The organism is Tundrisphaera lichenicola (assembly GCF_051175385.1).
Taxonomy (GTDB): Bacteria; Planctomycetota; Planctomycetia; order Isosphaerales; family Isosphaeraceae; genus Tundrisphaera; species Tundrisphaera lichenicola.
This window is the reverse complement of sequence record NZ_CP195106.1, coordinates 6376301-6398247: the sequence shown is the minus strand read 5'-3', so window position 1 is coordinate 6398247 and position 21947 is coordinate 6376301. Positions and strand designations below refer to the sequence as shown.

Annotated in this window: 17 protein-coding genes and 1 riboswitch; of the genes, 7 read left to right on the top strand and 10 right to left on the bottom strand. The window is 65.7% G+C overall.

Going from position 1 to position 21947, the window contains the following annotated elements; translation table 11 throughout:
- Window positions 1-497 precede the first annotated feature (497 nt).
- Window positions 498-1592: a hypothetical protein gene (locus tag P12x_RS25280; protein ID WP_435007792.1), complete on the bottom strand. Its 1095-nt coding sequence runs from the start codon at window positions 1590-1592 to the stop codon at window positions 498-500.
- Window positions 1593-1888: 296 nt separating this feature from the next.
- On the opposite strand from P12x_RS25280, the gene P12x_RS25275 reads away from it, so the two are divergent.
- From P12x_RS25275 to P12x_RS25260, 4 genes are all read left to right on the top strand, one after another.
- Complete coding sequence (locus P12x_RS25275; RefSeq protein WP_435007791.1) at window positions 1889-2707, top strand: AlbA family DNA-binding domain-containing protein; 819 nt, start codon at window positions 1889-1891, stop codon at window positions 2705-2707.
- A complete protein-coding gene (locus tag P12x_RS25270; protein ID WP_435007790.1) occupies window positions 2704-3987 on the top strand; it encodes an IS701 family transposase in 1284 nt (427 codons plus the stop codon). The genes P12x_RS25275 and P12x_RS25270 overlap by 4 nt, the downstream gene beginning before the upstream one ends.
- A 709-nt stretch (window positions 3988-4696) precedes the next feature.
- A complete protein-coding gene (locus P12x_RS25265; RefSeq protein ID WP_435007789.1) occupies window positions 4697-5458 on the top strand; it encodes a haloacid dehalogenase type II in 762 nt (253 codons plus the stop codon).
- A gap of 208 nt (window positions 5459-5666) precedes the next feature.
- Window positions 5667-6884: an FG-GAP repeat domain-containing protein gene (locus P12x_RS25260; RefSeq protein WP_435007788.1), complete on the top strand. Its 1218-nt coding sequence runs from the start codon at window positions 5667-5669 to the stop codon at window positions 6882-6884.
- A gap of 77 nt (window positions 6885-6961) precedes the next feature.
- Here the strand turns inward: P12x_RS25260 and P12x_RS25255 are convergent, their stop codons facing one another.
- From P12x_RS25255 to P12x_RS25245, 3 genes are all read right to left on the bottom strand, one after another.
- On the bottom strand, window positions 6962-7543 hold the full coding sequence (locus P12x_RS25255) for a DUF6580 family putative transport protein (protein WP_435007787.1): 582 nt from the start codon (window positions 7541-7543) through the stop codon (window positions 6962-6964).
- A complete protein-coding gene (locus tag P12x_RS25250) occupies window positions 7540-8481 on the bottom strand; it encodes a DUF4465 domain-containing protein (protein ID WP_435007786.1) in 942 nt (313 codons plus the stop codon). The genes P12x_RS25255 and P12x_RS25250 overlap by 4 nt, the downstream gene beginning before the upstream one ends.
- Before the next feature lie 101 nt (window positions 8482-8582).
- Window positions 8583-9575: a DUF1559 domain-containing protein gene (locus P12x_RS25245; RefSeq protein WP_435007785.1), complete on the bottom strand. Its 993-nt coding sequence runs from the start codon at window positions 9573-9575 to the stop codon at window positions 8583-8585.
- A 124-nt stretch (window positions 9576-9699) separates the two neighbouring features.
- Window positions 9700-9897: riboswitch (cobalamin riboswitch) on the bottom strand.
- A 152-nt stretch (window positions 9898-10049) separates the two neighbouring features.
- Between P12x_RS25245 and P12x_RS25240 the strand changes: the two genes are divergently transcribed.
- The 3 genes from P12x_RS25240 to P12x_RS25230 all read left to right on the top strand — a co-directional run bounded on the left by P12x_RS25240 (window position 10050) and on the right by P12x_RS25230 (window position 12638).
- A complete protein-coding gene (locus tag P12x_RS25240) occupies window positions 10050-11276 on the top strand; it encodes an ABC transporter permease (protein WP_435007784.1) in 1227 nt (408 codons plus the stop codon).
- A 41-nt stretch (window positions 11277-11317) separates the two neighbouring features.
- Window positions 11318-11818: a hypothetical protein gene (locus P12x_RS25235; protein ID WP_435007783.1), complete on the top strand. Its 501-nt coding sequence runs from the start codon at window positions 11318-11320 to the stop codon at window positions 11816-11818.
- 109 nt (window positions 11819-11927) lie between these two features.
- Window positions 11928-12638 (top strand): ABC transporter ATP-binding protein, encoded by a 711-nt coding sequence (locus P12x_RS25230; RefSeq protein WP_435007782.1) that lies wholly within the window; start codon window positions 11928-11930, stop codon window positions 12636-12638.
- Here the strand turns inward: P12x_RS25230 and P12x_RS25225 are convergent.
- The 6 genes from P12x_RS25225 to P12x_RS25200 form a co-directional block, all read right to left on the bottom strand.
- Window positions 12597-13580 (bottom strand): NAD(P)H-quinone oxidoreductase, encoded by a 984-nt coding sequence (locus tag P12x_RS25225; protein ID WP_435007781.1) that lies wholly within the window; start codon window positions 13578-13580, stop codon window positions 12597-12599. The genes P12x_RS25230 and P12x_RS25225 overlap by 42 nt on opposite strands.
- Window positions 13581-13621: 41 nt before the next feature.
- Window positions 13622-15154, bottom strand: a complete 1533-nt coding sequence (locus P12x_RS25220) for a hypothetical protein (RefSeq protein ID WP_435007780.1) — start codon at window positions 15152-15154, stop codon at window positions 13622-13624.
- Between the two features lie 242 nt (window positions 15155-15396).
- Window positions 15397-18879: a Tex-like N-terminal domain-containing protein gene (locus tag P12x_RS25215; RefSeq protein WP_435007779.1), complete on the bottom strand. Its 3483-nt coding sequence runs from the start codon at window positions 18877-18879 to the stop codon at window positions 15397-15399.
- Between the two features lie 284 nt (window positions 18880-19163).
- Window positions 19164-20330 carry a zinc-dependent alcohol dehydrogenase gene (locus tag P12x_RS25210; RefSeq protein ID WP_435007778.1) on the bottom strand — a complete coding sequence of 389 codons (1167 nt, stop codon included), beginning with the start codon at window positions 20328-20330 and terminating at the stop codon, window positions 19164-19166.
- Between the two features lie 81 nt (window positions 20331-20411).
- Window positions 20412-21206, bottom strand: a complete 795-nt coding sequence (locus tag P12x_RS25205; RefSeq protein WP_435007777.1) for an SRPBCC family protein — start codon at window positions 21204-21206, stop codon at window positions 20412-20414.
- A 206-nt stretch (window positions 21207-21412) separates the two neighbouring features.
- The gene (locus P12x_RS25200; RefSeq protein WP_435007776.1) at window positions 21413-21946 is read right to left on the bottom strand and encodes a hypothetical protein; all 534 of its coding nucleotides are present in this window, start codon (window positions 21944-21946) and stop codon (window positions 21413-21415) included.
- Between the last annotated feature and the right edge of the window lies 1 nt (window position 21947).

Sequence of the window (21947 nt, the reverse complement as noted above, 5' to 3'; positions counted from 1 at the left end):
GAGGGTACAGATTCAAGGGGTCGGAGATCAAGGCTTCGGCGAGAACAACCCCCCTCTCCCCTCGTGGGAGAGGGCTGGGGAGAGGGGGCGAAAACCTCGGACCGACCCATTCCACAAGAATCCACGGGTACACCCCATTGTCTCGGAAGGGCCCGGGTTTTCCACGAAGGATGCCCGAGCTGGCCACGGTTGGCAACCGGAGCTTGCTCCGCCGGAGACGCCGGCCACGTGTCCCGGCTCCCGGATCGAGCCCGGATGGGTTCGTTCCGTCGTCCTGGGTTGGCTTCGTTCGACGGCTGCCTCAGGGAGTCTCGAAACCTCGGAGAAAGTCGCGGCAGGGCACGAATCGGAGGATCACTGCTCGCATTTCCCCCGACGATCTCCACGAAAACGACATCATCCGGCAATTTCGGCCCGAAGTCCCTACTCCCCGCGCATGAGACCTCAACCTCGGCCGTCCCACCCGGCCGAGTCTACCCTACAAGCTCGCCCGATCGTCAGGCCCGGAGCCGTTCCAGCTTCTGGCGTCGGGCCTCTCGGCGCGACTCGGCCCGATGGAGACGCTTCTCAGCCCGCGAGGTGAGGATCTTCGGCACGTCCAGCGCCTCGCCGGGCTCGGGGACCTCCTCCGGTTCGAGGTCGAACGGAGGGCAGGCCGAAGGCCCGTTCCAGTGCTGGCGAGCCAGCGGGACCTGGACCGGCGGCCTCGCCGACTCCTTGGCCAACGATTCGGCCTCCGCCTCGATCCGGGCCACCCATTGGGGTTTGAGATCGGGGTGCGGCGACCGATGAGGCGACTCGTACTTGATCTGAGCCAGGCACCAGCGGAGCCGACGATGCAAGGTCGACTCATAACGCCGGAGCCGCCGAAGCTCGGGATCCTCGTCGTTGGTCAGGTCGGCCGAGGCCAGGGCCCGATTGACTTCATCGAGGTCGCTCACCAGATCCCGACGTTCCTTCAACGCGGCGATCTCGCGACGGGCCACCCCCGCCGGATCTTCGGCCGGCTCGACCATCTCCCCGTCCAGGTCCAGCGAGGCCCCCGGCCTGTGCCCCTCGCGGAACTCCTCGGGAGTGCCCAATAAGTCGAAAGCCAGCCGGATCTGATCGGGGGTCCAGGCGCCTTTTAGGTTGGCGCTGTAAGCCAGCATGGCCCACCGGGTCATCAGCCACTCGCACCCCTGAGGGGTCCGCCGGAGAGCTTCCACAACCTCGCCGGGACGCTTGCTCAACTGCCCGCCGAGGGTCTCGGCCTGCAACTTCCGATCGTCATCCCAGGTCAGTTCCGAACGTAACGAAATCTTATCCCGGACCCGACGCTCGATCCGCTCGCAACGCTCGATCCGCAGGCTGAGGATGGCCACCCGATCGACCAGCCAGGAATGAAACTCATTCTGAGGCTTGAGCGTGTGATAATAAGCCGAGGCCCGCTCCTGGATCGCCTCAATGCTCTCGGGCACCACCACCGCCGAGCAGAGCCCATGCTTAAGGGCATTGGCCCGTGACCGTTCCTTGCCTTCGATGGTCTTCGGCCCGGTACTCCTGAGGGCATTCCGGCGATTCGCGGCCAGTCGGGCTTCGGAGACGATCATGGGGGCGACCTTGGGGGGAGAAGTTAATGCGAAATCCGGGAGTATCTCCCCCGAATTTTCGCGCCCGAAGGTCGCTCGAAAACACACTTTTTCATTTGGATCACGAGGATTCATCCCGAGCGATGCGATCCGGTCACACTTGGATTGGCTCGACGGCGAATGGCAGGGGTTGCGGTACTCTGTCGAGTGACAGAGTACCGCAACCCCTGCCATACGTCGTAGGTAGTGGTTGGCGCATCAAGCCCAACCTGCTTGAATTTCGTCGTAATTCCTCATCTGAGTATGGAGGCCATAAAATGCCGTATGCCAGATCAACAGCTAGGGAATATTTTGATTTTATCAAAACCCATGATGACCCCTTCGAATATCTTTCTTCGATCCCTGATTCGTCGGCTCCGCATTACCCCTTCTTCGAAGAAGAATGGATCGACTTCAAAGGTGATCCACAGGACGATAATGACGCCAAGAAAATATGGAGCAAGGCGCTCTCTGGCTTCGCGAATATCACCGATGGTTTGATCGTCTGGGGCGTCGATGCGAGGAAAACCCAGCCCAGAGGCATAGACGCAGCATGCGGTCTTCGACTTATTTCCGATCCACCTGTATTGGAATCCAAATTAAGAGATTGGGTTCGCGACGCGACAAATCCCCCAGTCATGGGAGTAGAATTCTTCTCAATAATAGGCCCGGGAGGGGGATTTGTTGTCTGCTTCGTGCCAGAGAGCGGGTACAAGCCCCATCGGGCAGAATGGGCGGGAAAGCATTACCACTATCGTGCGAGCGATGACTTCCTAATGGCAGAACCCGGTCTCTTGCGGACGCTCTTCTACCCGCAAGCTCACCCGCAACTTCGGATTGAGGTTGATCTCAGCTTTGAGCTTCTCCCCAAGGACTTGGTCGAGTCGTATCGTCGCAATCCTAATAGTGAAATGTTCAATAAGCTGCTGAATGATGGAGAAGCGGCATTGCGATATGAGGCTCGCTTGAGAAATGATGGCACGGCTTCCGCCAAGGATGTTTACGTAGTGATTCAAACGCAGGACAACCTAGATTTTAGTACTACTCCGTTATCTGATACGAACGGAACGCCTGGCCGGTTCGTATGCAGGGTATGAATCGCACCTATACCCCCGAACTCGCACCCGAAGTCCTCGAACGGCTCGACGCCTACGCCGCCCGTTTCCGCGACGACTTCAACCGGCCCCGACAGGCCCAATACTCCGGCGTCTACCTCCAGGGACTGATCCTCGACGGCGACCGCAAGAGCATCGAGCCGCTCTCGCGCAAGGTCACCCTCCCGACCGGCCTGGTCGTCGCCGACCTCGACCAGGCCCTCCAGCAGTTCATCGGCCAGAGCACCTGGGACGAGATGGCCGTCTGGAAGCGTCATCGCTCCGTCATGGCCGAGTCTTTCGCTTCTCCGGCCGGCATCTTCGTCATTGACGATACGAGCTTCCCCAAGCAGGGCAAGCTCTCCGTCGGTGTGCAGCGTCAGTACTGCGGGGCTCAAGGCAAGAAGGCTAACTGCCAGGTCGCACCCTCGGTTCATTACGTCGCCCCGAAGGGCCATTACCCGCTGGCGATGCGGCTCTACCTGCCCGAGGCCTGGCTCGATGACTCCAAGCGGCTCGACAAGGCGGGCGTGCCCCGGGAGCAACGACGAGCACTGACGAAGGGCCAGATCGCCCTGGAGCTTCTCGATCTGGTTCGGGCCGAGGGGTTGCCCGGCCGGCTCGTGGTGGCCGATGCCGGCTACGGCGTCTCCGGGCTCTTCCGAGAGGGGTTGGCCGAGCGCGGCCTGTCCTACATCGTGGGCGTGACCGACGAGATGGTGGTCTTCACCGAGGAGCCGTCGTGGGAGGTCCCCGGGCCGGCGATCCGACCGCCGGGGTCCGGCGGGCGGCCGCGACGGCGATCACGACTGAAGGCCGGCACCCCGAAGCCGGTGAGCCTGCGAGAGTTGGCCGCCTCGACACCGCTGCGGAAGGTGACCTGGCGCGAGGGGACCAAGGGGAAGCTGTCGGGCCGCTTCGCCTGGCTTCGGGTCTGGCCCGGCGGGGGCTGGGCCACCGGCGAGTGCGCCGGGGCCGAGCCGGTCTGGCTGCTGATCGAGGAGCAGGCCGACGGCAAGATCAAGTACGCCCTCTCGAACCTGCCGGGCCGAACCAGCCGGATCAAGGCGGTCCGGCTCTGGAAGAGCCGCTGGCCGGTGGAGCAAGGTTATCAGCAGATGAAGGAAGAACTCGGATTGGACCATCACGAGGGGCGTTCCTGGCGTGGCTTTCATCATCACGCCTGCCTGGTGATGCTGGCCTTCGGGTTCCTGGCGTTGGAGCGAGAACGCGAGGAACGAGACCCGGCCCGGCCGGGAAAAAGGGGGGGACCCGCCCGGTGATCACGGTGCCGGCGATCCGCCGTGCCTTGCAGAGGCTGCTGGCCCCGATCTGTCGGCACAATTGCCCCTATTGCAAGGATCGCTCATTGCAATTGCCGTTGATATTAACGGAGTAGTATTAGAGCGGGTTTCGATTGGTCTGTGTCATCAAATCCACAGGGTAAGGGAGCGTTTCGGGCCCAGAGACCATTCCATCCCGGAGAATTGGGAATTCTCTTCCTCGCGCCATTCAAGGGGCTCCGACGCGTTTGTCCGATCGCCAATGGGAGTCGGTGCCTCATCCCATATTTTCAACAGCTATCATTGAGGTTCCTCATCTACGCCGAGGGAATGCAGCCGCAGGCTGCATCACTCTCCTTTGATCCCACGGATTTCGGTGAGGAATGCTTTTCCTCAGCAAAATGGGCCGTTTTCGAATGAAGGGCCTCTCCTTGCACCACAACCAATCCGCCAGCCGCTTGAAAGGTGAACGACAGGTCGTCAAGGCTCGCGGGCGGCGGGTAGCAGGGGTCTGCGGTACTCCGCAACCCCAGGGTGTCGATTGGTTGGCGGGAGTTCGTGCTCCGGACCATCCCCTGATCCCGGGGTTGCGGAGTACCGCAACCCCTGCCACCCAGCCGAATGTACTCCGGCTGCTCTCGGCCACCCGTCGCTGAACATCGAGCGACCCCCTCATCCCAATTCTCCAGCTTGGAGGCCCTGCGCCGACATGACGATATCACCCTCGCTCATGTGGTCGCCACTCGCCGCGATCATCCTCTCGTACTGCGGACCTGCCCTCGCGCAGGACCCGCTGCCCCGATTCAAGGCAGTCGCCTTCGATTATTTCGTGATCTTCAACGCGAACTCCGTCGTCCCGGCCGTCGAAAGGGCGTTCCCCGGCAAGAGCACCGAATTTACCAAGGCATGGCGGGCCAAGCAGTTCGAGTACGGATTCCTCCGGTCCATCACGGGTCGTCAGATTGACTTCTTCAAGGTCACGGAAGACGCGTTGGTCTACACCGCCGGGGCGATGAAGCTGGAACTGACTCCCGAGAAGCGGAAGAGCCTCCTCGACGCCTACCTGACCCTGGAGCCCTGGCCGGATGCGGCGGCCGCCCTGCGCAAGCTCAAGGCCAGCGGTGTCCGGGTCATCACCATCTCAAACTTCAGTCCCGAGATGCTAAAGGCCAATGCCGAGAACGCGGGGATCGCCGATCTCTTCGATGAACTGCTGAGCACACAGGCCAATGGCACGTACAAGCCGGAACCTGGCGCCTACGCGTTGGGTATCGAGCATCTGAAGCTCCAGAAGGAGGAGATCGCGTTCTGCGCATTCGGCGGTTGGGATGCCTACGGCGCGAAGAGCTTCGGCTACACTACCTACTGGGTGAACCGATTCCACTTGCCGATGGAGGAGTTGGGAATCAGGCCGGATGGCACCTCGGATAATCTGGAAGGCCTGCTGAAATTCGTGCTTGGCAAGCCATGAGTGGAGTTTTGGGGAGTCGCAGAGATCACGCCCTCCTTAAGTTAGTGACCAGAAACCGGCGAGCATGCCGACGACGATGGAGTCACCCTGGTATGGCCATGTGACTGGGGCGACCGTCACGCCGCCCTACCCGCTTGCGAGTCGGGTGCGGATCGGGTGAGGTGGGGAGAAATACCGACACCCTCCGATTCCCCGACGAGGCCCTGCCATGCGCCGACTGATCGCGATCGCCCTTTTGCTCGGGCCTACCTCTTGCCTTGCGGGCGAAGTCCCCTCGTTCCGGGGCCAGGTCATCGACCCGAGGGTCGGCGATGTTTGCTATGCCGTGACGATCGCCGACATCAATGCCGATGGCAAGCCCGACGTCGCGGCTCTGGCCGGTGACGCCCTGGTCTGGTATCGGAACCCGACCTGGGAGAAGCAGGACGTGATTCGCGGCGGGACCGAGCGCGACAACGTCTGCTTCCAGTCCCGGGATCTCGACGGCGATGGGCGGGTCGACTTCGCGGTCGGGGCTTCCTGGCAGCCGACCAACACCAAGACCGGCGGGACGCTCCAACTGGTGACCCGGACGGGGGCTCCCGAGGGGGCCTGGCGGGTCGTGCCGCTCGGCAATGAGCCGACGTTGCACCGGATGCGGTTCGGCGACGTCCTGGGGACCGGCAAGCCGCAACTGGTGGTCGCCCCGCTCCAGGGTCGGGAAACCAAGGGGCCGGATTGGGGCCAGGGGCCCGGGGTCCGGATCCTGGTCGAGTCGATCCCCGACGAGCCATTCTCGGGGCCCTGGCCGACCGAGGTCGCCGCCGACTCGCTGCACACGACGCACAACCTCCAACTGATCGACATGGATGGCGACGGCAAGGATGAGATCGTCGTGGCCGCCTGGGAGGGCGTGTTCCTCCTGAGTCGCGAGACCTCCGGCAAGTGGACCAGGACCCAGATCGGGTCGGGGAATCAGGAGACCACCCCGTTCAAGGGGGCCAGCGAGGTCAAGGTCGGCCGGCTCCGCGACGGCAAGCGCTTCGTCGCGACCATCGAGCCCTGGCACGGGTTCCAGGTGGTCGCCTACACCCCGCCGAAGTCGGGCGAGGGCCTCTGGGATCGCCGGGTGGTCGACGAGCCGCTCCAGTGGGGACACGCCGTCTGGTGCTCGGACCTGGACGGCGACGGCGACGACGAGATCGTCATCGGCCAGCGCGACCCGAACAAGGAGGCCGGCTCTCGTCCCCGAGGTCCGGGCGTCTTCGTCTACTCGCCTCGGGCCGGCTCCGATCCCCTCGCCTTCGACCGGACCGTGATCGACGATGGGGGCGTGGCGGTCGAGGACCTCGTCACCGCCGATCTCGACGAGGATGGGCGCCCTGAGATCGTCGCGGGAGGGCGGGCCACCCACAACGTCAAGATCTACTGGAATCAGGGGAAGTAATCGACAGGGACGAAGCGAGGCGACCCGGGATCGTTCGCGATGATCCCGGGTCGCCTCGGTTTCGGACGCGTCGGCCTTCAGGCCGAGACGGTCGCCGGTCGGGCCGATCGGACGGCCGGGAACCGGGCCTCGGCGAGGGCGAGGCTGCCGAACAGGGCCAGGGTGAAGCAGGCGTCACCGGCCAGGCTGTTTCGGAAGAAGGGCAAGGCGGCCTCGTAGCAGAGCACGAGCCCCGCCATCGTCCGGGGGTAGTAGGTCCCGAGGTCGTCCGAGGCCCAGACGGCGAAGTTGGTCGCGACGAAGAACAGGAGCGAGCTGGCGAGGGCCGCCGCGCCGATCGTGGCGACGTTCCGCCGGTTCCGGAGCGATGCTCCGATCAGCATCGTGGCGGCGACGCAGGAATAGACCACCCACTGCCCCTGATAGAAGCCCCGGGAGGGCTGCCAACCGAGCTGGTAGGTCAGTTGCAGGATCGCATCGCTGGCCAGCAAGGCCCCGAAGGAGACCAGGATCGCCGACCGAAAGCTGCCGAAGGTCGCCGCGCCGAAGAGGGCGATGGCCATCGTGGGCGTGAAGTTGGGCGGGTGCGGCAGGACCCGACTCACCGCGGCGAGCACGGTCAGGGTCGCCAGGAACCAGAATCGCGGACGGCTCATCATCGATCTCCTTGCAGGTTTGCGGCCCGCGATCGTCGGGAACGGAGGATCATGCCGGCGAGGCCCAGCCCCGAGAGGCAGAGGATCGCGCTCGAAGGCTCGGGCACGGCGGTGCTGAATCGGATGTCATCCAGCGCGAAGAAGGTGGGGGTATTCAGCCCATAGAGCCCATTCTTCGAGCCGGAGATATTAAAGTAAATCGAGGTGGCCCCCTTCAATCCGGAGAGGTCCATGTATCGCCAGTCGTCGACGATGTACCGTGCGCCTGGATCGGAGGATTGGTAGTCGGCCAGGTAGAAATCGACCGATGTCTTGAGGATCTCGCCGCTCGCGGTGGTCCCGTAGGCCGTCAGCAGGAGGTAGTCGGGATCGTTGCCGGAGGGGCCTCCGAACGGGGTGGTCCCGAAGGCATCCCCCTGGGTCATCGAGAGGTAGGCGTAGGTCGTATTCGTCACGTACATCCCCTCGATCATCGATCCCGCCGCCAGCGAGAAGTTGGGAAGCGCCTTCAGGTCGGCCAGGCTCGACGGGTCGAAGGGGGTCGGATCGGCCAGGTTGGGGGTCAGGGCGTCGGCCCCGAAGCCCACGCCGTAATTCCCCGAGCCGCCGTGGCCGGTCCCCGTGATCGCGCCGAACTGGTTCGGAAAGCCGTGGGTCGTGTCGTTGACGCGAGAGTAAGCGAACCCATCCCACGTGCCATACGTCAGATCATAACGATTCACGAAGCTGGCACCACCACTCCGAAAACTTCCGTCGATCTGGGGGCCGTACGGCCCGCTGACGGTCGAGCCGTTGGGGTCGGGGCCATACCAGGCATCCTCCCCCGGGGCGAACGTCAGGTCCTCGAAATTGATCAGGTCGGCGGTAGCCTCGCGGCCACCGGCCAGGATCAGGGACATCAGCGCGAAACGCAACAGCGACGAACCGAGAGCATGTCTCAATGCCGAACTCCTGGGCGGACAAGAATGGGAAGTGGGAGGGGCGACGGGCCGACGGCCGGGACCTCGCGGCTCTCACGCCCGCGAGGTCCCGCCAGGCCCGATCAATAAGCGTTCGCGTCGAGGATCTCGCCGCCCTTGCGGGAGAGGGAGGCCGCGAGCGTCCGGGGCTCGATGGTTTCCTTGAGGAAGCGAGCCGAGCCGTCGGCGAACAGGAAGATCCCGCCGCCGGGGTGGTAGCTGTGGAATTCCTGGCCGAAGTCGCAGCCGAGCTTGCCCAGCCGGGGGCTCGAGGCCGGCATCACGCACGATTGCCAGGGCCCGGTCCGGCCGTTTCGCGAGTTGATCGGGGCGCTCTGGTCGAGGAAGTTCTTGTGGCCGATCCAGAGCCCGTGGAGTGCCTCGGGGGCCTCTCCCAGGACGATCGTCGAACTCGTCCCGTCGGTGATGTCCCGGACCCCGACCGTGATGGTGCCCCAGGGCATGATCACGCCCCGGCCCGAGGGCTCTCCCTGATCGGAATAGCTGTTCTGGCAGTTCATCGACGGGTAGCAGCGGAGCGCCCGCTCGCCGAAGTTGCCCGCGTAATCGTTCCGTCCGAACGGCGGAGAGCTGGCGTTGTCGCCATTGGGCTTGAACAGCGAGCTGGCGGGATTCGAGGGGCAGAGGAACGCCGCGATCGTGATCCCCCCGGCCGTCAGGTTCTCGGGCTGGACGAACCATCGACCCTGGTTGATCGAATTATAGAGCGGGGCCTGCTCCATGTAGGGCAGGATGGCCGTCCCCCAGCTGGCGATCCGTCGGGCCTGGATCAGCGGGTTGTCCCAGAAGGCCGAGGTGGGCAGGCTCCCGCCGTAGCCCCCGATCGGGAAGACGTTGTGGACCTCGTGATAGTGGTGGAAGGCCAGGCCCATCTGCTTGAGGTTGTTGGTGCAGCCGATCCGGCGGGCGGCCTCGCGGGCGGCCTGCACGGCCGGGAGGAGCAGCGCGATCAGCACGGCGATGATCGCGATCACCACCAACAACTCGATCAAAGTGAAACCGGGTCGGCGCGCGCACGGGCGCCGAGTGGAGAAGCTGGGCGGGGACGGGAACATAGACGCGGACCTTCCTGCCGGGTCGGGCCAGGGAGAAGATCGCCCCAGCCCATCCGACGATCGGTCCTTCGGCGGGGATCGTCCCGCGTCGTCGACCTGCTCGGATGCTCGTGGCCGGAGCTTTCGGAACAAATCTCGACGGGCAGGTCTTCTGACTTTCGGCTCATGACGGACCCCGGACCGCCTTCCCACCTTGCGGCAGTGGCTTGAATGTCCGGGGGCCTGGCCGATCACAGCGGCGGCCCCGCGACGGATTCACACCGTCTTCCCTATTCTCCCCGAGCCCTCGCGGACCCGGAGCACCTGTCGAGGAAGCCTATTAGAGGGTCCGGGCCCTGCCGAGTCAAGGCTCACCGGAACCAGCCCTTGGCTCCGCCGCGCCTTCGACTATAATCATCGGAGCCCTCGAAGGGGCGGGCTCGACCGATTCCGGCCGGCCTGGTCATCTCATTCCTCAAGGATGCGGATCGGCTCATGGGCAAGTTCGCCTGGCTCAACCTCCTGACCCGACCGCTCCGGACCTTCCTGGCCCTGGTGGGGCTCTCGGTGCCGATCCTCGGGGTCCTCGGCCTTTTCAGCGTCTCGGACGGCCTCCGGCATCTGGTCGGCGACACCCTGGAGAAGATCAAGGGGGTGATGGTCCTCCGCGAGAACGTGCCGACCCCGGTCTTCAGCAAGCTCCCCGCGAACCTGGCCGAGAAGCTCCGGGCCGTCCCGGGGGTGAGGGCGGTCGCCCCCGAGGTCTGGGGCCTCCCGCCCACGATCGAGGACGTGAGCCTGATCCCCAGGAATCCGCTGGAGTTCCTCCAGAAGACCAAGGAGCAGAAGATCCAGAGCTTCCTGGACGCCACGATCATCCAGGGTCAGGATATCGCCGCCCACCGGGGCCTCAAGAGCGCCGTGTATCCCAACGCATTGAAGGAGGGGCGGTTCCTGAAGGTCGAGGACGCCGGGACGAACAACATCGTCATCAGCCGGAAGATCGCCAAGGAGCACCCCGACGCCCAGGGCCAGCCCAAGAAGCTGGGCGACCAGCTCAAGATCGGCTCGGAGAAGTTCACGATCATCGGGATTTACGAGACCGGCTCGTTCCTGCTCGACCCCATCATCGTCATGGATATCGGCACCGCGAGGCGAGTGACCGGCGAGTCGGCCGAGAAGGTCTCCAGCTTCTACGTCGAGGCCGAGGACCCCTCGGCGATCGACGAGGTGGCCAAGCGGATCGAGGAGACCGTGACCGAGCCCCGGCTCGACGCCCGGAGCATGTCCGAATTCGCCGCCAACTTCGGGACCGTGATGGGCCAGCTCGACACCTTCCTGCTGATGACCGTCAGCCTGGCCCTGATCGTGGGCGTGGTCGGGATCATCAACACCATGCTGATGAGCACGACCGAGCGGTTCGCCGAGTTCGGGGTCCTGAGGACCAACGGCTGGTCGCGCGGCAATGTCCTCTCGCTCGTGACGATCGAGAGCGCCTACCTCGGCCTGCTGGCCGGGCTGGTCGGCTGCCTGATGGCCTTCGGCCTGACCCAGGTCGGCAACCTGTTCATCTCGGGCGGGCTCCACCTCGAATTCGGCCCGAGGCTGATCGCGATGGGCCTGGCCCTCTCGGTGGTGATGGGCACGCTGGGCGGCCTCTACCCCGCCTGGAAGGCGTCCCGACTGGTGCCGATGGATGCGATTCGGCTAGGATCTCACTGATTTCGATCGCGCCAGTCGAAACCTTTTCAGGAAACGGCTTCATGGCGAAGTGTGATTATTGCAACGCGATGATTCTCTTCGGCGGGGTCAAGCAGGACCAATGGCGATTCTGCAATGATACGTGTCATCAGGGTGCGGTCCTGTTGCACTCGGCGTCGCGGATCCCCGACGAGGTCGTGGCCCGGACGCTCAAGAATGTCCATGAGGGGAACTGTCCGAAATGCGCCGGTCCGGGGCCGGTGGACATCCATGTGAGCCACTCGATCTGGTCGGCGCTCGCGCTGACGCGATGGAGCAGCAAGGCGTCCCTCTGCTGCCAGTCCTGCGGGAACAAGGCGAGGCTCGGCAGTGCGGCCTCCTCAATGTTCCTGGGCTGGTGGGGGTTCCCCTGGGGTCTCATCATGACACCCATTCAGATCTCCCGCAATATTCATGGGTTTGTTTTCCCGCCCGACCCGCTCACGCCATCCGACCAGCTGGACAAGCATGTCCGGATTCTCCTGGCGAGCCAGTCCGGACAGCAAAAACCATCGATGAACTAGTCCAGCCCCTCGATGCGTCCAGGGCATCGAGCCGGGTCCGGATGAGACAGGATTTCCACCCCGTTTGGGGCGAATTGCCGAAGAGCGGAACGCTTCCCGAGGGCCGACGATGATCGATGTCTCCGACGTTCGCAAGTCATTCCAGAGCGGAGACCGGATGCTGGAAGTCCTCCGGGGGGTCTCCTGCCAGATCCCTCGGGGCCGGTTCGCGTTCATCGTGGGGCCTTCCGGCTCGGGCAAGAGCACCCTGCTCTACCTGATGGGGGCGCTCGACCGGCCGAGCAGCGGCTCGATCACCATCGAGGGGCGGGACCTGACCCGGATGACCGAGGCCGAGCAGAACGCCTACCGGCGCGATCGGGTCGGCTTCATCTTCCAGTCGTTCAACCTCATCAAGAACCTCTCGGCCCTCCAGAACGTCCTGATCCCCTTCCTGCCCACGGGCGTCACCCAGGAGCAGCGCAAAAGGGCCACCGATTTGCTGAAAGAGGTCGGCCTGGGCCACCGGCTCGACCATCGCCCCTGGCAACTCTCGGGCGGCGAGCAGCAGCGGATCGCGATCGCTCGGGCCCTGATCAAGGATCCGATCGTCGTCCTGGCCGACGAACCGACCGGCGAACTCGACCGCAAGACCGGCGACGAGATCTACAAGATCCTCCACCGACTCCAGGCCGATCGACAGACGACCCTGGTCGTCGTCACCCACGACCGGCGTTTCATCCGGCCCGATGACCTCGTCCTGGAGATCGAGGACGGCCTGCTCAAGTCGACCGAGGGGTCAGAGTCGGAGGACGATCTTACCGAAGCCGAGGTTCGATGACATCCGCTCGATCGCCCCGCGGAACTCCCCGAACGGGAAGGACCGATCGACGACCGGGCGGACCAGCCCACGCCCCAGCCAGGGGATGACCGAATCGGCGAATCGGCGAGTCGCGGCGATTTTCTCCTCCAATGGCCTGGCCCGGAGCGTGGTGCCCACCACCGTGGCCCGTTTCGCCAGCAAGGTGCCCAGGTCTAGGCTCGCCGCCGAGCCCCCGAGCAGGCCGACCAGGACCAGTCGACCTCCGATCGCCAGCGAATCGAGGTTCCCCGCGAGCGCGGAGGCTCCCAGGAAGTCGATCACGACCTGGACCCCCTGCCCATTCGTCCGATCCCGGATGACCCGGGCGAAATCCTCGCTGGACGTGCAGATCGGCACGTCCACCCCGAGTGGACGTGCGAGATCCAGCTTCTCGGGCGTCCGAGAGGTCCCGAACACCGTACATCCCAGGGCGTGAGCCACCTGGACGGCCGCCGTCCCCACGCCCCCGCCGACGGCATGGATCAGGACCCGATCGCCCGATCGGGCCCGCCCCTGGTGGTCGAGCGCATCGTGGGCGGTGATGAACGATTCGGGCACGGCCGCCGCTTCGGTGAAGTCAAACCGACCGGGGATCGGGACCGCCATCCGTTCCTCGGTGACAATGAACTCGGCGAGGCCACCTCTCCCGACGATCCCGAAGACCCGGTCGCCGACGTTGTGCAGGCCCGACGTCCCGGGGCCGAGCCGGTCGACCTCGCCGGCATATTCGAGCCCCGGTATATCGGCCGGGACTCCCGGGGGCGCGGGATAAAGCCCCCGGGCCTGGAGTAGGTCGGCCCGGTTCAGCCCGCAAGCATGGACGCGGACGCGGATCTGGCCAGCCCGGGGTTCGGGTGTAGCGACCTCGTGGATTTCGAGCGACCCGAGATCGCCGGGTCTGGCGATGATGATGGCTCTCACGGGGAAGTCTCGCCGACTGGATTCATGGAGGTTGGCGCGATCTACATCGGTCGTGGTCCGGGACCATGATCGGGGAGCGGCCTGGGGGGCCCTGGTTCCTCGTGGGCCGGCGCGCCGATGCCCGGAGCGGCCGGTTTCTCGTGGACTTCCGACCGCGACGCGGCGGCCTCCGGCTCCGGATGGTCGTGAGTCCGATCGCGGCGGATCGCGGCGGCTTGTCGTTCGATGGTCGGTCGGAACGATTGATTGACTCGCTGGTGAATCGCCCGGTCGCTGGTCGAATCCGACGCTGGGCTCTCGGGCTTCGTGGCGATCCGGGAAGCGATCGGCGATCGAGGGAAATCGATTCCGCGGGGCCGGTCGAGTTCGGGGGCTGTTCCCGTCGAGGATTGGGCCGGTGCTTCCAGGGCCTCTCGTTCTCGGCGAAAGGCCTGGATGTCCGACTGCCGACGAACGAGTGCGGCCCGTTCCAGGGCCTTCAAAGGTGCGGGTCGAGGACTTGATCCGGTTCGGGTCGCCCACTCGTGGAAGGGCTGGATGAGATCCGATTTTGAGGAACTCAGGGCCGGTCGGCCCTCGAGTCGATCCCGGTAATCCTCGCGGAGTTTCCGATCCCACTCGGGCCGTCGGGCGTTGAGGGCGGACATCGAACCATAGACCGGGTCGTAGCCGATCCCGGCCTTCTGGATCTCGAACCAGGGAACGCCGATCGAACCGGGGCCGCGCGATCCGGAGTCGGCCGGGTTGCCGAAGGAGTAGGACCCGTCCTCCGGTTGAAGCCGGAGGCTGGTCAAGAGTCCCTCGGCAGACAGGACTTCGGTTGGCGTGTAGGAGAAATCCCCCCGCGCGATCACGGAAGGGCCGAACGCCACCGGGGCGAACGCCAGGCCCCTACTTGCAACGGGGTAGTCCCAGTAACCGTCGATGTCGAGGGAGCCGGCCGGCGTTGTCAGTGATCGGCCGGGGGTCCAGACCCAGTCGGGATTGGCCCGGAGCCAGGAGCCCGGTCGCCAGACGTATCGGTCCTGATCCCAGGCCCAGGAGCCGGGCACCCAGGAGGAATCGGGCCAGGGCTGGGGGGTGTTGGGTCCGGTTTCGAGGCTGGCCGGGGGGGCGGGAAGATACTCGAATCGCCCTCGGTTGGCGCCGGACGCCCAGAATCCCGGCGTCCAGAGCGATCCGGTCGGGACCTGGCTCCAGTAGCCGGGAATCCACTGCCGACCGGGCGGGACGTCCCGCCAGACTCCGCTGACCCAGAGGAAGGAACGCTGTTGGTGGTCCCAGGCCCAGTTGCCGGGAATCCATTCGACCTGGATGCCCTCGGGGCGTAGCTCCTGGGGAAGCTCCTCGATGAGGGTCGAGGGCGGGGCCTGGGTCGCGACGATCCCGTGCGAGGGGTTGAAGAGAATCGGCCCGAGATAGGCCTCGTGGATCGGCCCGCGGGCCAGGACCCTGATCTCGGAAGGGGACGGGTCGGCCGGAATTTGCAGACCGGTGGCCCGGCTCGTCAGGCCCATTGCCCCGACGATGACGAGAACCATGAACCGGATCGGTCCGTTGAGTGATCGGCCCATGAGGGGGTGGCTCCTTCGATCGGACGCACAGAGGAGAGACCTGTTCGTGGATCGGCTCGGATGCATTCCCTCTATTATACGATCTCGTCCCGGCCCATGTGGTCAAGGCCGGCCGACCCAACGCATCCCATACGAAGTTCGCCCCGATCCGGCAAGGCCGGAAGCTTCTCCCCGGAGACGAAAGTGGCCGGCCTCGAAGGGCCGGCCACCGGGAGAATTGGGTTGCCTCGAAGGGGCTGGGTTCAGGATTCCGAGCCCGAAGCTGGTGACTCGGGGGGAGTTTCGGGAGCCGGTGCCGACTCGGGCGACTCGCCCCCCTCGCCTTCGTTCGGCCCCTCGACCTTGGCCGTCCAGAGCTGCTTGAGCTGCCCGAAGGAGCGGAGCGGCACGCTGCCGGTCAGCGCGTCCTTGGAGAGCGGGGGCGGCGGGGGTGCGGGCTTGGTGGGCCGAGGCGTCATGATCGGCGAGGGGGTCGCCGGTCGCTCGAACCGACCTCCGCCGCCTCCTCCGCGATTCCCACCCGGTCCGCCACCGTAGCCGCCGGGACGCGGACCACCGCGATTCTGGCCGCCGCCCGCGGGGCGGAAGTTGCTCTCTCGACCGCCCGGCCTGGAGTCGGGCCTTCGGGGCGGGCCTTCGCCGCCGGGCTGGCCTCCGGCCGGGGTCCCGACCGGGGGAGATGTCAGATTCGAAGGGGTTCCCGCCTCGCGACGAGGCCCGCGAGGGCCGCCCGATCGCCGTTCGCCCCCCTCGCCCTGGGGCCGGCGACCGCCACTCTGGCGTTCGCCCCGGGGGCGTTCGGTCCCCGGCTTGACCATCGTCAGCGAGACGCGTTTGCGCTCGCCATCGACGCCCATGACCCAGACCGAGACCACGTCGCCGACGCTCACCACGTCGTGCGGGCTCTTGATGTAGCGGTTGGCCAGCTGGCTGATGTGGACCAGCCCCGAGTCCTTCAGGCCGATATCGACGAACGCGCCGAAGTCGACCACGTTGAGGACCGTCCCCTTCAGCTCCATCCCGGCGACCAGGTCTTCGAGCTTCAGGACGCCCTTCTTGAAGATCGGCTTGGGGAGGTCATCGCGAGGGTCGCGGTCGGGCCGGGCCAGGGCCTCGAAGATGTCGTGAAGGGTGGGCTCGCCCACCTCCAGCTCCTTGGCCACGGCGGCGACATCGGCCTCGTTGAGCTTGGTGTGGAGATCGGGCAGCTTCTCGCGGTCACGGACGACTTCGGGGGTCAGCTCGAACTTCTCCAGGAGCTTCTCGACCGTGGGATAGCTCTCGGGGTGGACCCAGGTCCGGTCGAGCGGGTTGGCCCCGCCGCCGATCTTGAGGAACCCCGCCGCCTGCGTGAAGGTGGCCGGGCCGATCCCCTCGACCTCCATCAGCTCGGCACGGCTCTTGTAGGGGCCTTGCTGGGAGCGACGCTCCACGACCCGACGCGCCGTGAGCTGATTCAGTCCCGAGACGTGGCGGAGGAGCGGGACGCTGGCAGTATTCAGATCGACGCCGACGAAGTTCACGCAGCTGGCGATCACCCCTTCGAGCGACTCCTTGAGTTGCTTCGGGTTGACGTCGTGCTGGTAGAGGCCCACTCCGATATTCTGGGGCTCGATCTTGACCAACTCGGCCAGCGGGTCCTGGAGCCGACGTCCGATCGAGATCGTGCCCCGGACCTTGTCGTCGAAGTCGGGGAATTCCTCGCGACCGACCGGGCTCACCGAGTAGACGCTGGCGCCGGCCTCGTTGACGATCACGTAGGCCAGCTGCGCGAGCTGGGCGTCGGCCGGGTGCGGCTTGGGCGGGGGCGGCGGCTGCCGGGGCTTGGGTGGCCGGGGCGGCTGATCCTGCTTGTTCTTCTGGCGAGCCTCGCGGTCGCGGGGCGGCTTCTTGGGGGCCTCGGTCGGCGTCGCCTCGGCGCTCGGGGGTTCGGTCGGCGCCCCGACGGCGGTGATCTCCTCCTCGGCGGCGGGAGTCGAGCCTTCGCCGTGCTGGGCTTCGTCGGGCGCGAGCCCGGGAGTTTCGGTCGATGCTGGGGCTTCGGCGGCGACTTCGGGAACTTCCGGGGTCGCGGCCGGTTCGGACGCCACTTCCGCGGGGGCTTCCGGGGCTTCCGGGGTTTCGGCGACGACTTCGGCCGGGCTCGGGGTTGCCTCGGCGTGCGTGGGGGCTTCCGCCTCGGGGGTCGAGGGGGGAGGCTGCGTGGCCTCGGGTTGGGTCTCCTCCTCGGCTTCGGGCGAACCGCCCGAGATCGGCGGGAGCGACTCGACCGGCTCCTGGGTTTCCCCCTCGGCCTTCGGCGGGGTGGCGTCGCCGTTGGTCGCTTCGTGGGCGACGGGCTCGGTCGGGGTCGTCTCGACCGATGCCTCGGCCTCGCCCGGCGTGGCCATCGCGGCCTCGGCTGGTTCGGCCGGCGTTTCGATCGGGGGTTCCGGGGCCTCGGCGGCGGGCGCGGTCGCCGGTTCGGCGGAACCGGCCGGGGCCTCGATCGATGTCGCTTCGGGGTTCTCGTGGAAGTGGGTCCCCTCGGCGATGATCTCGGCGATCAACTCCTCGGTTTCCCGGCAGGCGGTCCCGTTGCCGATGGCGACGACGCCCACCTTGTGCTTGCCGACGAGGTCTTTGAGGAAGACCTTGGCCTCGTGCCGCCGATTCTGGGGCGGGTGGGGATGGATCACGCCGTGGTCGAGTAGCTCGCCGTGCTCGCCGAGGACGGCCACCTTGCAGCCGTTCCGGAAGCCGGGGTCGATGGCCATCACGACCTGCTTGGTGATCGGCGGCTGGAGCAGGAGGCTCCGGAGATTCCTCGCGAAGACGTCCACCGCGTGGCGTTCGGCCATCTCGGTCAGGTCGCGGCGGACTTCACGCTCCATGCTCGGGAGGAGCAGTCGGTCCAGCGCGTCCAGCGCCGATTTCCGGAAGAAGTCGGCCTGGGGGTGCTGGTCGAGCGGGAGCTGAGAGAACGTGGCCCCCTCCAGCTCCTGCCGGTTCACTTCGAGCTTGACCTTCAGCGGGCCTTCCTTGTCGCCCCGATTGATGGCCAGGACCCGGTGGGGCGGGATGTTGGCGATCGGCTCGGAGTAGGCGAAGTAGTCGCGATATTCGAGCCCTTCCCCCTCGGCGATCTCGGCCTTCGTCGTCGAGATCTTGCCGGTCTTCCAGACGACCCGGCGGACCGCATCGCGGACGATGGCCAGCTCGTTGATCGCCTCGGCCAGGATGTGGCCGACCCCTTCGAGGACCTTCTCGGTCGACTCCAGCTCTTTCTCGGCGTTGACGAATTCCTGGGCGGCGGCGTCCAGGTCGGTCAGCGTGTCGTCGTGGTTCCAGATCCGGAGGGCCAGGGGCTCGAGCCCCTTGTCTCGGGCGTCGGACGCCTTGGTCTTCTTCTTGGGCTTGAAGGGGAGGTAGAGGTCTTCGAGCCGCTTGGCGTTGTCGGCCGAGCGGATGGCGGCGGCCAGCTCCTCGGAGAGTTTGCCCTGGGCCTCGATGGCCTTGAGGATCGTCTCCTTGCGCTCGGCCAGCTCGCGGAGCCGGCCGACCCGGAGCTGGATCTCGCGGATCGCGATTTCGTTGAGGTTTCCGGTCCGCTCTTTGCGGTACCGGGTGATGAACGGCACCGTGTTGCCCTCATCGAGCAACTGAACGACGCTCTCCACCTGAACGCGCCGGATCTGGAGGTCCTGCGCGATCCGGCCCAGGTCGACCTGAATCGGTGTGTCCATGGCGAGGTATACCTGATAGGAGAACGGCGACAACACGGCGGGGTCCGCCACCAGAGTGGAGGTCGCGGATCGAGCGCGCGGATCAGCCCAGCATTCGAGAGTTTCCGCTAAGACCGCACACTCTATTGCATGGGCCGGGTACTGTCAAGCAACCGGAACGGGGGACGGCCCTTCGGAACCGTCAACCCCGTCGATAGTTCGGAGAAATCGATCGATTCGGCAAATTGGGCAACCTTTTCACGTCAATATCAAAACGACCTCCCGGAACCCGATCGTTCGACGGCTCAGGGCTTCATGACGACCTTCATGCAGCAATCCTTATCGGAGTGGAAGGTGGCGTATCCTTCGGCGGCCTGGTCGAGCTTGATCCGGTGGGTGATGATTACCGTCGGGTCGATCTCCCCCTTCTGGATCCGTTCGAGGAGGGGTTGGAGGTAGCGGTGGACGTGGGTCTGGCCCATCTTGAAGGTCAGGCCCTTGGAGAAGGCCGCCCCGAGGGGGAACTTGTCGGGGAGCCCCCCATAGACGCCGGGGATCGAGACGGTCCCCCCCTTCCGGCACGATTGGATGGCCTGGCGGACCGAGGTGATCCGGTCGGTGGTCAGGCCGACGAACGCCCTGGCGCGATCGTAAGCCGCCCCGATGGTGTGCCCGTGCGCCTCCAGGCCGACCGCGTCGATGCACGAGTCCGCGCCCCGGCCGCCGGTCTTCTCCCGGATCGTCTCGAAGACGTCTTGCCGACCGAAGTCGATCGTCTCGGCCCCGGCCTTCTCGGCCAGTCGGAGCCTCCCGGGGATCTCGTCGATGGCGAGGACGCGCTCGGCACCGAGGAGGAAGGCGCTCCGGATCGCGAACTGGCCGACCGGCCCGCAACCCCAGACGGCCACGGTGTCTCCCCCCTGGATCCCGCAATTCTCGGCCGCCATGTAGCCGGTCGGGAAGATATCCGAGAGGAAGAGGACCTGTTCGTCATCGAGCCCGTCGGGGATCTTGATCGGCCCGACATCGGCGTACGGGACCCGGGCATATTCGGCCTGTCCCCCGGCATAGCCGCCGAACAGGTGGGAGTACCCGAAGATTCCGGACGAGGAGTAGCCATAGGCCAGCTCGGCCAGCGCCGCGTTGGGGTTCGAGTTGTCGCAGCAGGACCAGAGCCCCTTCTTGCAGAAGAAGCAGCGGCCGCAGGAGATCGGGAATGGGACGACGACCCGGTCGCCGAGCCGGAGGTTCTTGACCTCCCGGCCCAGCTCGACGACCTCGCCCATGAATTCATGGCCGAGGATGTCCCCCTTCTGCATGGTCGGGATATACCCGTCGTAGAGGTGGAGATCGGACCCGCAGATCGCCGTCGAGGTGATCCGGACGATCGCGTCGCGGGGGTTCAGGATCCTGGGGTCGGGGACCGCTTCGACGCGGACTTTCCCCTTCCCCTCCCAGCATACGGCCTTCATGATTTGGATTCGCCCTGGTGTTTTATGGTGAGGTTGGGTGGCGGGAGTGCGCGTCGGGAATCGTCTCCCGTGGATCTCGACTCAGGAGCCGAGTCTCGTGGGCAGATCGACTCGACCGGAGGTCTGGCCCTCGACCGTGGCGATCACCCCGGTTTCCATGAGCTGCTTGAAGCGGCGGAGGTTCTCCCGGGTCTGACCGTCCGGGTCCTCGCCAAGGAGCTTGGCGACCACGACCCCCAGGGTGCCGGCGGGCGGCTCGTAGCTGATTTCCAGGGTGACGACGGTCCCTCGGCCCCCGGTCGCCGGTTCGAAGCGGACGGTCCCGGCATGGTTCAGGTCGCTCCCCGGCAGCGACTTCCAGGCGAATAAACGCCCCGGTTCCTCGTTGATGATTTCCGAATCCCAGGCGAAGTCCCGCCCCATCGGGCCTTTCGCCACCCAGTGCGAGGTCTTCTCGCCGGTCATCGTGACCGATTCGACGTTGCTCATGAACCGGGGCGCGTTGGTCTGTTCTCGCCAGAACCGATAGAGGTCCTCGGCCGGGCCTTCGATGGTGGTCGAGTGCTTGATGAGGCGGCCCTGGAAGGGATGTTCCTGGTCTTCGGCCCGGTGCTTATCGGAGGTGTCGATCTGCAAGAGCTCGTAGGCCGGGCAGTGTCCGCCGAGGCCCCGGTAAACGAGGCTCCCGCCGAGGATCGCCAGCGCGAGGCCGCCGAAGCTCCCTCGCTTCAGGCCGTGGGTCATCAGGAGGGTCCCGCCGATGGCCGAGGCCCAGCGTTCGACATTCCCGACGTTGATCCCGCTGGTCGGGCGATGTTCTTCTTCGTAATCGCGGATCCCCTGGACCGCGACTCGGGGAGGGTGTGCGAAGCTCATGGCGCCGGTGACTCCAGGTTAGATCGACGGCACCGGCCATCCCGAAGGGTCGGTGCCACCGGATAATCCAGCACAACCCATGCCAGTTTGCCGATTCGGGAGCGGACGGCCCTCAAATGAAAGACCCCCCGGATCCCCGATCCTCCGGAGAGGAAAGGCGAGCCGAGGGGAGCTTGGGCGCGTCCGGAGATCGGGAGGGCCGGCGTTCAACCGCCGCGTGAGCCCTGGAAGAACCAGGGGAAATAATCGGGCCCGGGGCCGGGCGAGAACGAGTCGAGGTCGTAAATCGGGACATAGCTGCCCCGGTCGTAATACATCCCGACCGGCTTTCGCTGGTGGGTGAGCTGCTGGATCGCCCGGAGGCACGAGGGCTTCCAGGCACGGCTTTCCTCGGTGATCGTGCTCCGGCCGGGCGAGCCGAAGAAGAAGGGATAGACCGAGGCGGTGTCCTTCGCCGGGAGCCGGACGCCGTAAAGGCCGCCGTCGTAGAAGGTGTTGGTGTCGAGTATCTTGCCGTGATCGCCGTAGCGTGAGCCGTAGAAGGTGTCGCGATACGGGTCTTGCGGCAGGTTGGTCTTGAACATCCGGAACCGCTGGAGGAGGCCGCTTCGCTCATTCACATCGGGGATGTGGGGCTGAGGGACCTGTGCTTTCGCGGCGGTCGGTGCGCCCAGGAGGGCGGCCAGGAGGCCCAGGCAGAGCCAGGACGGTCGGGTCATCGGGTCGAGAGCGCGTCGCATC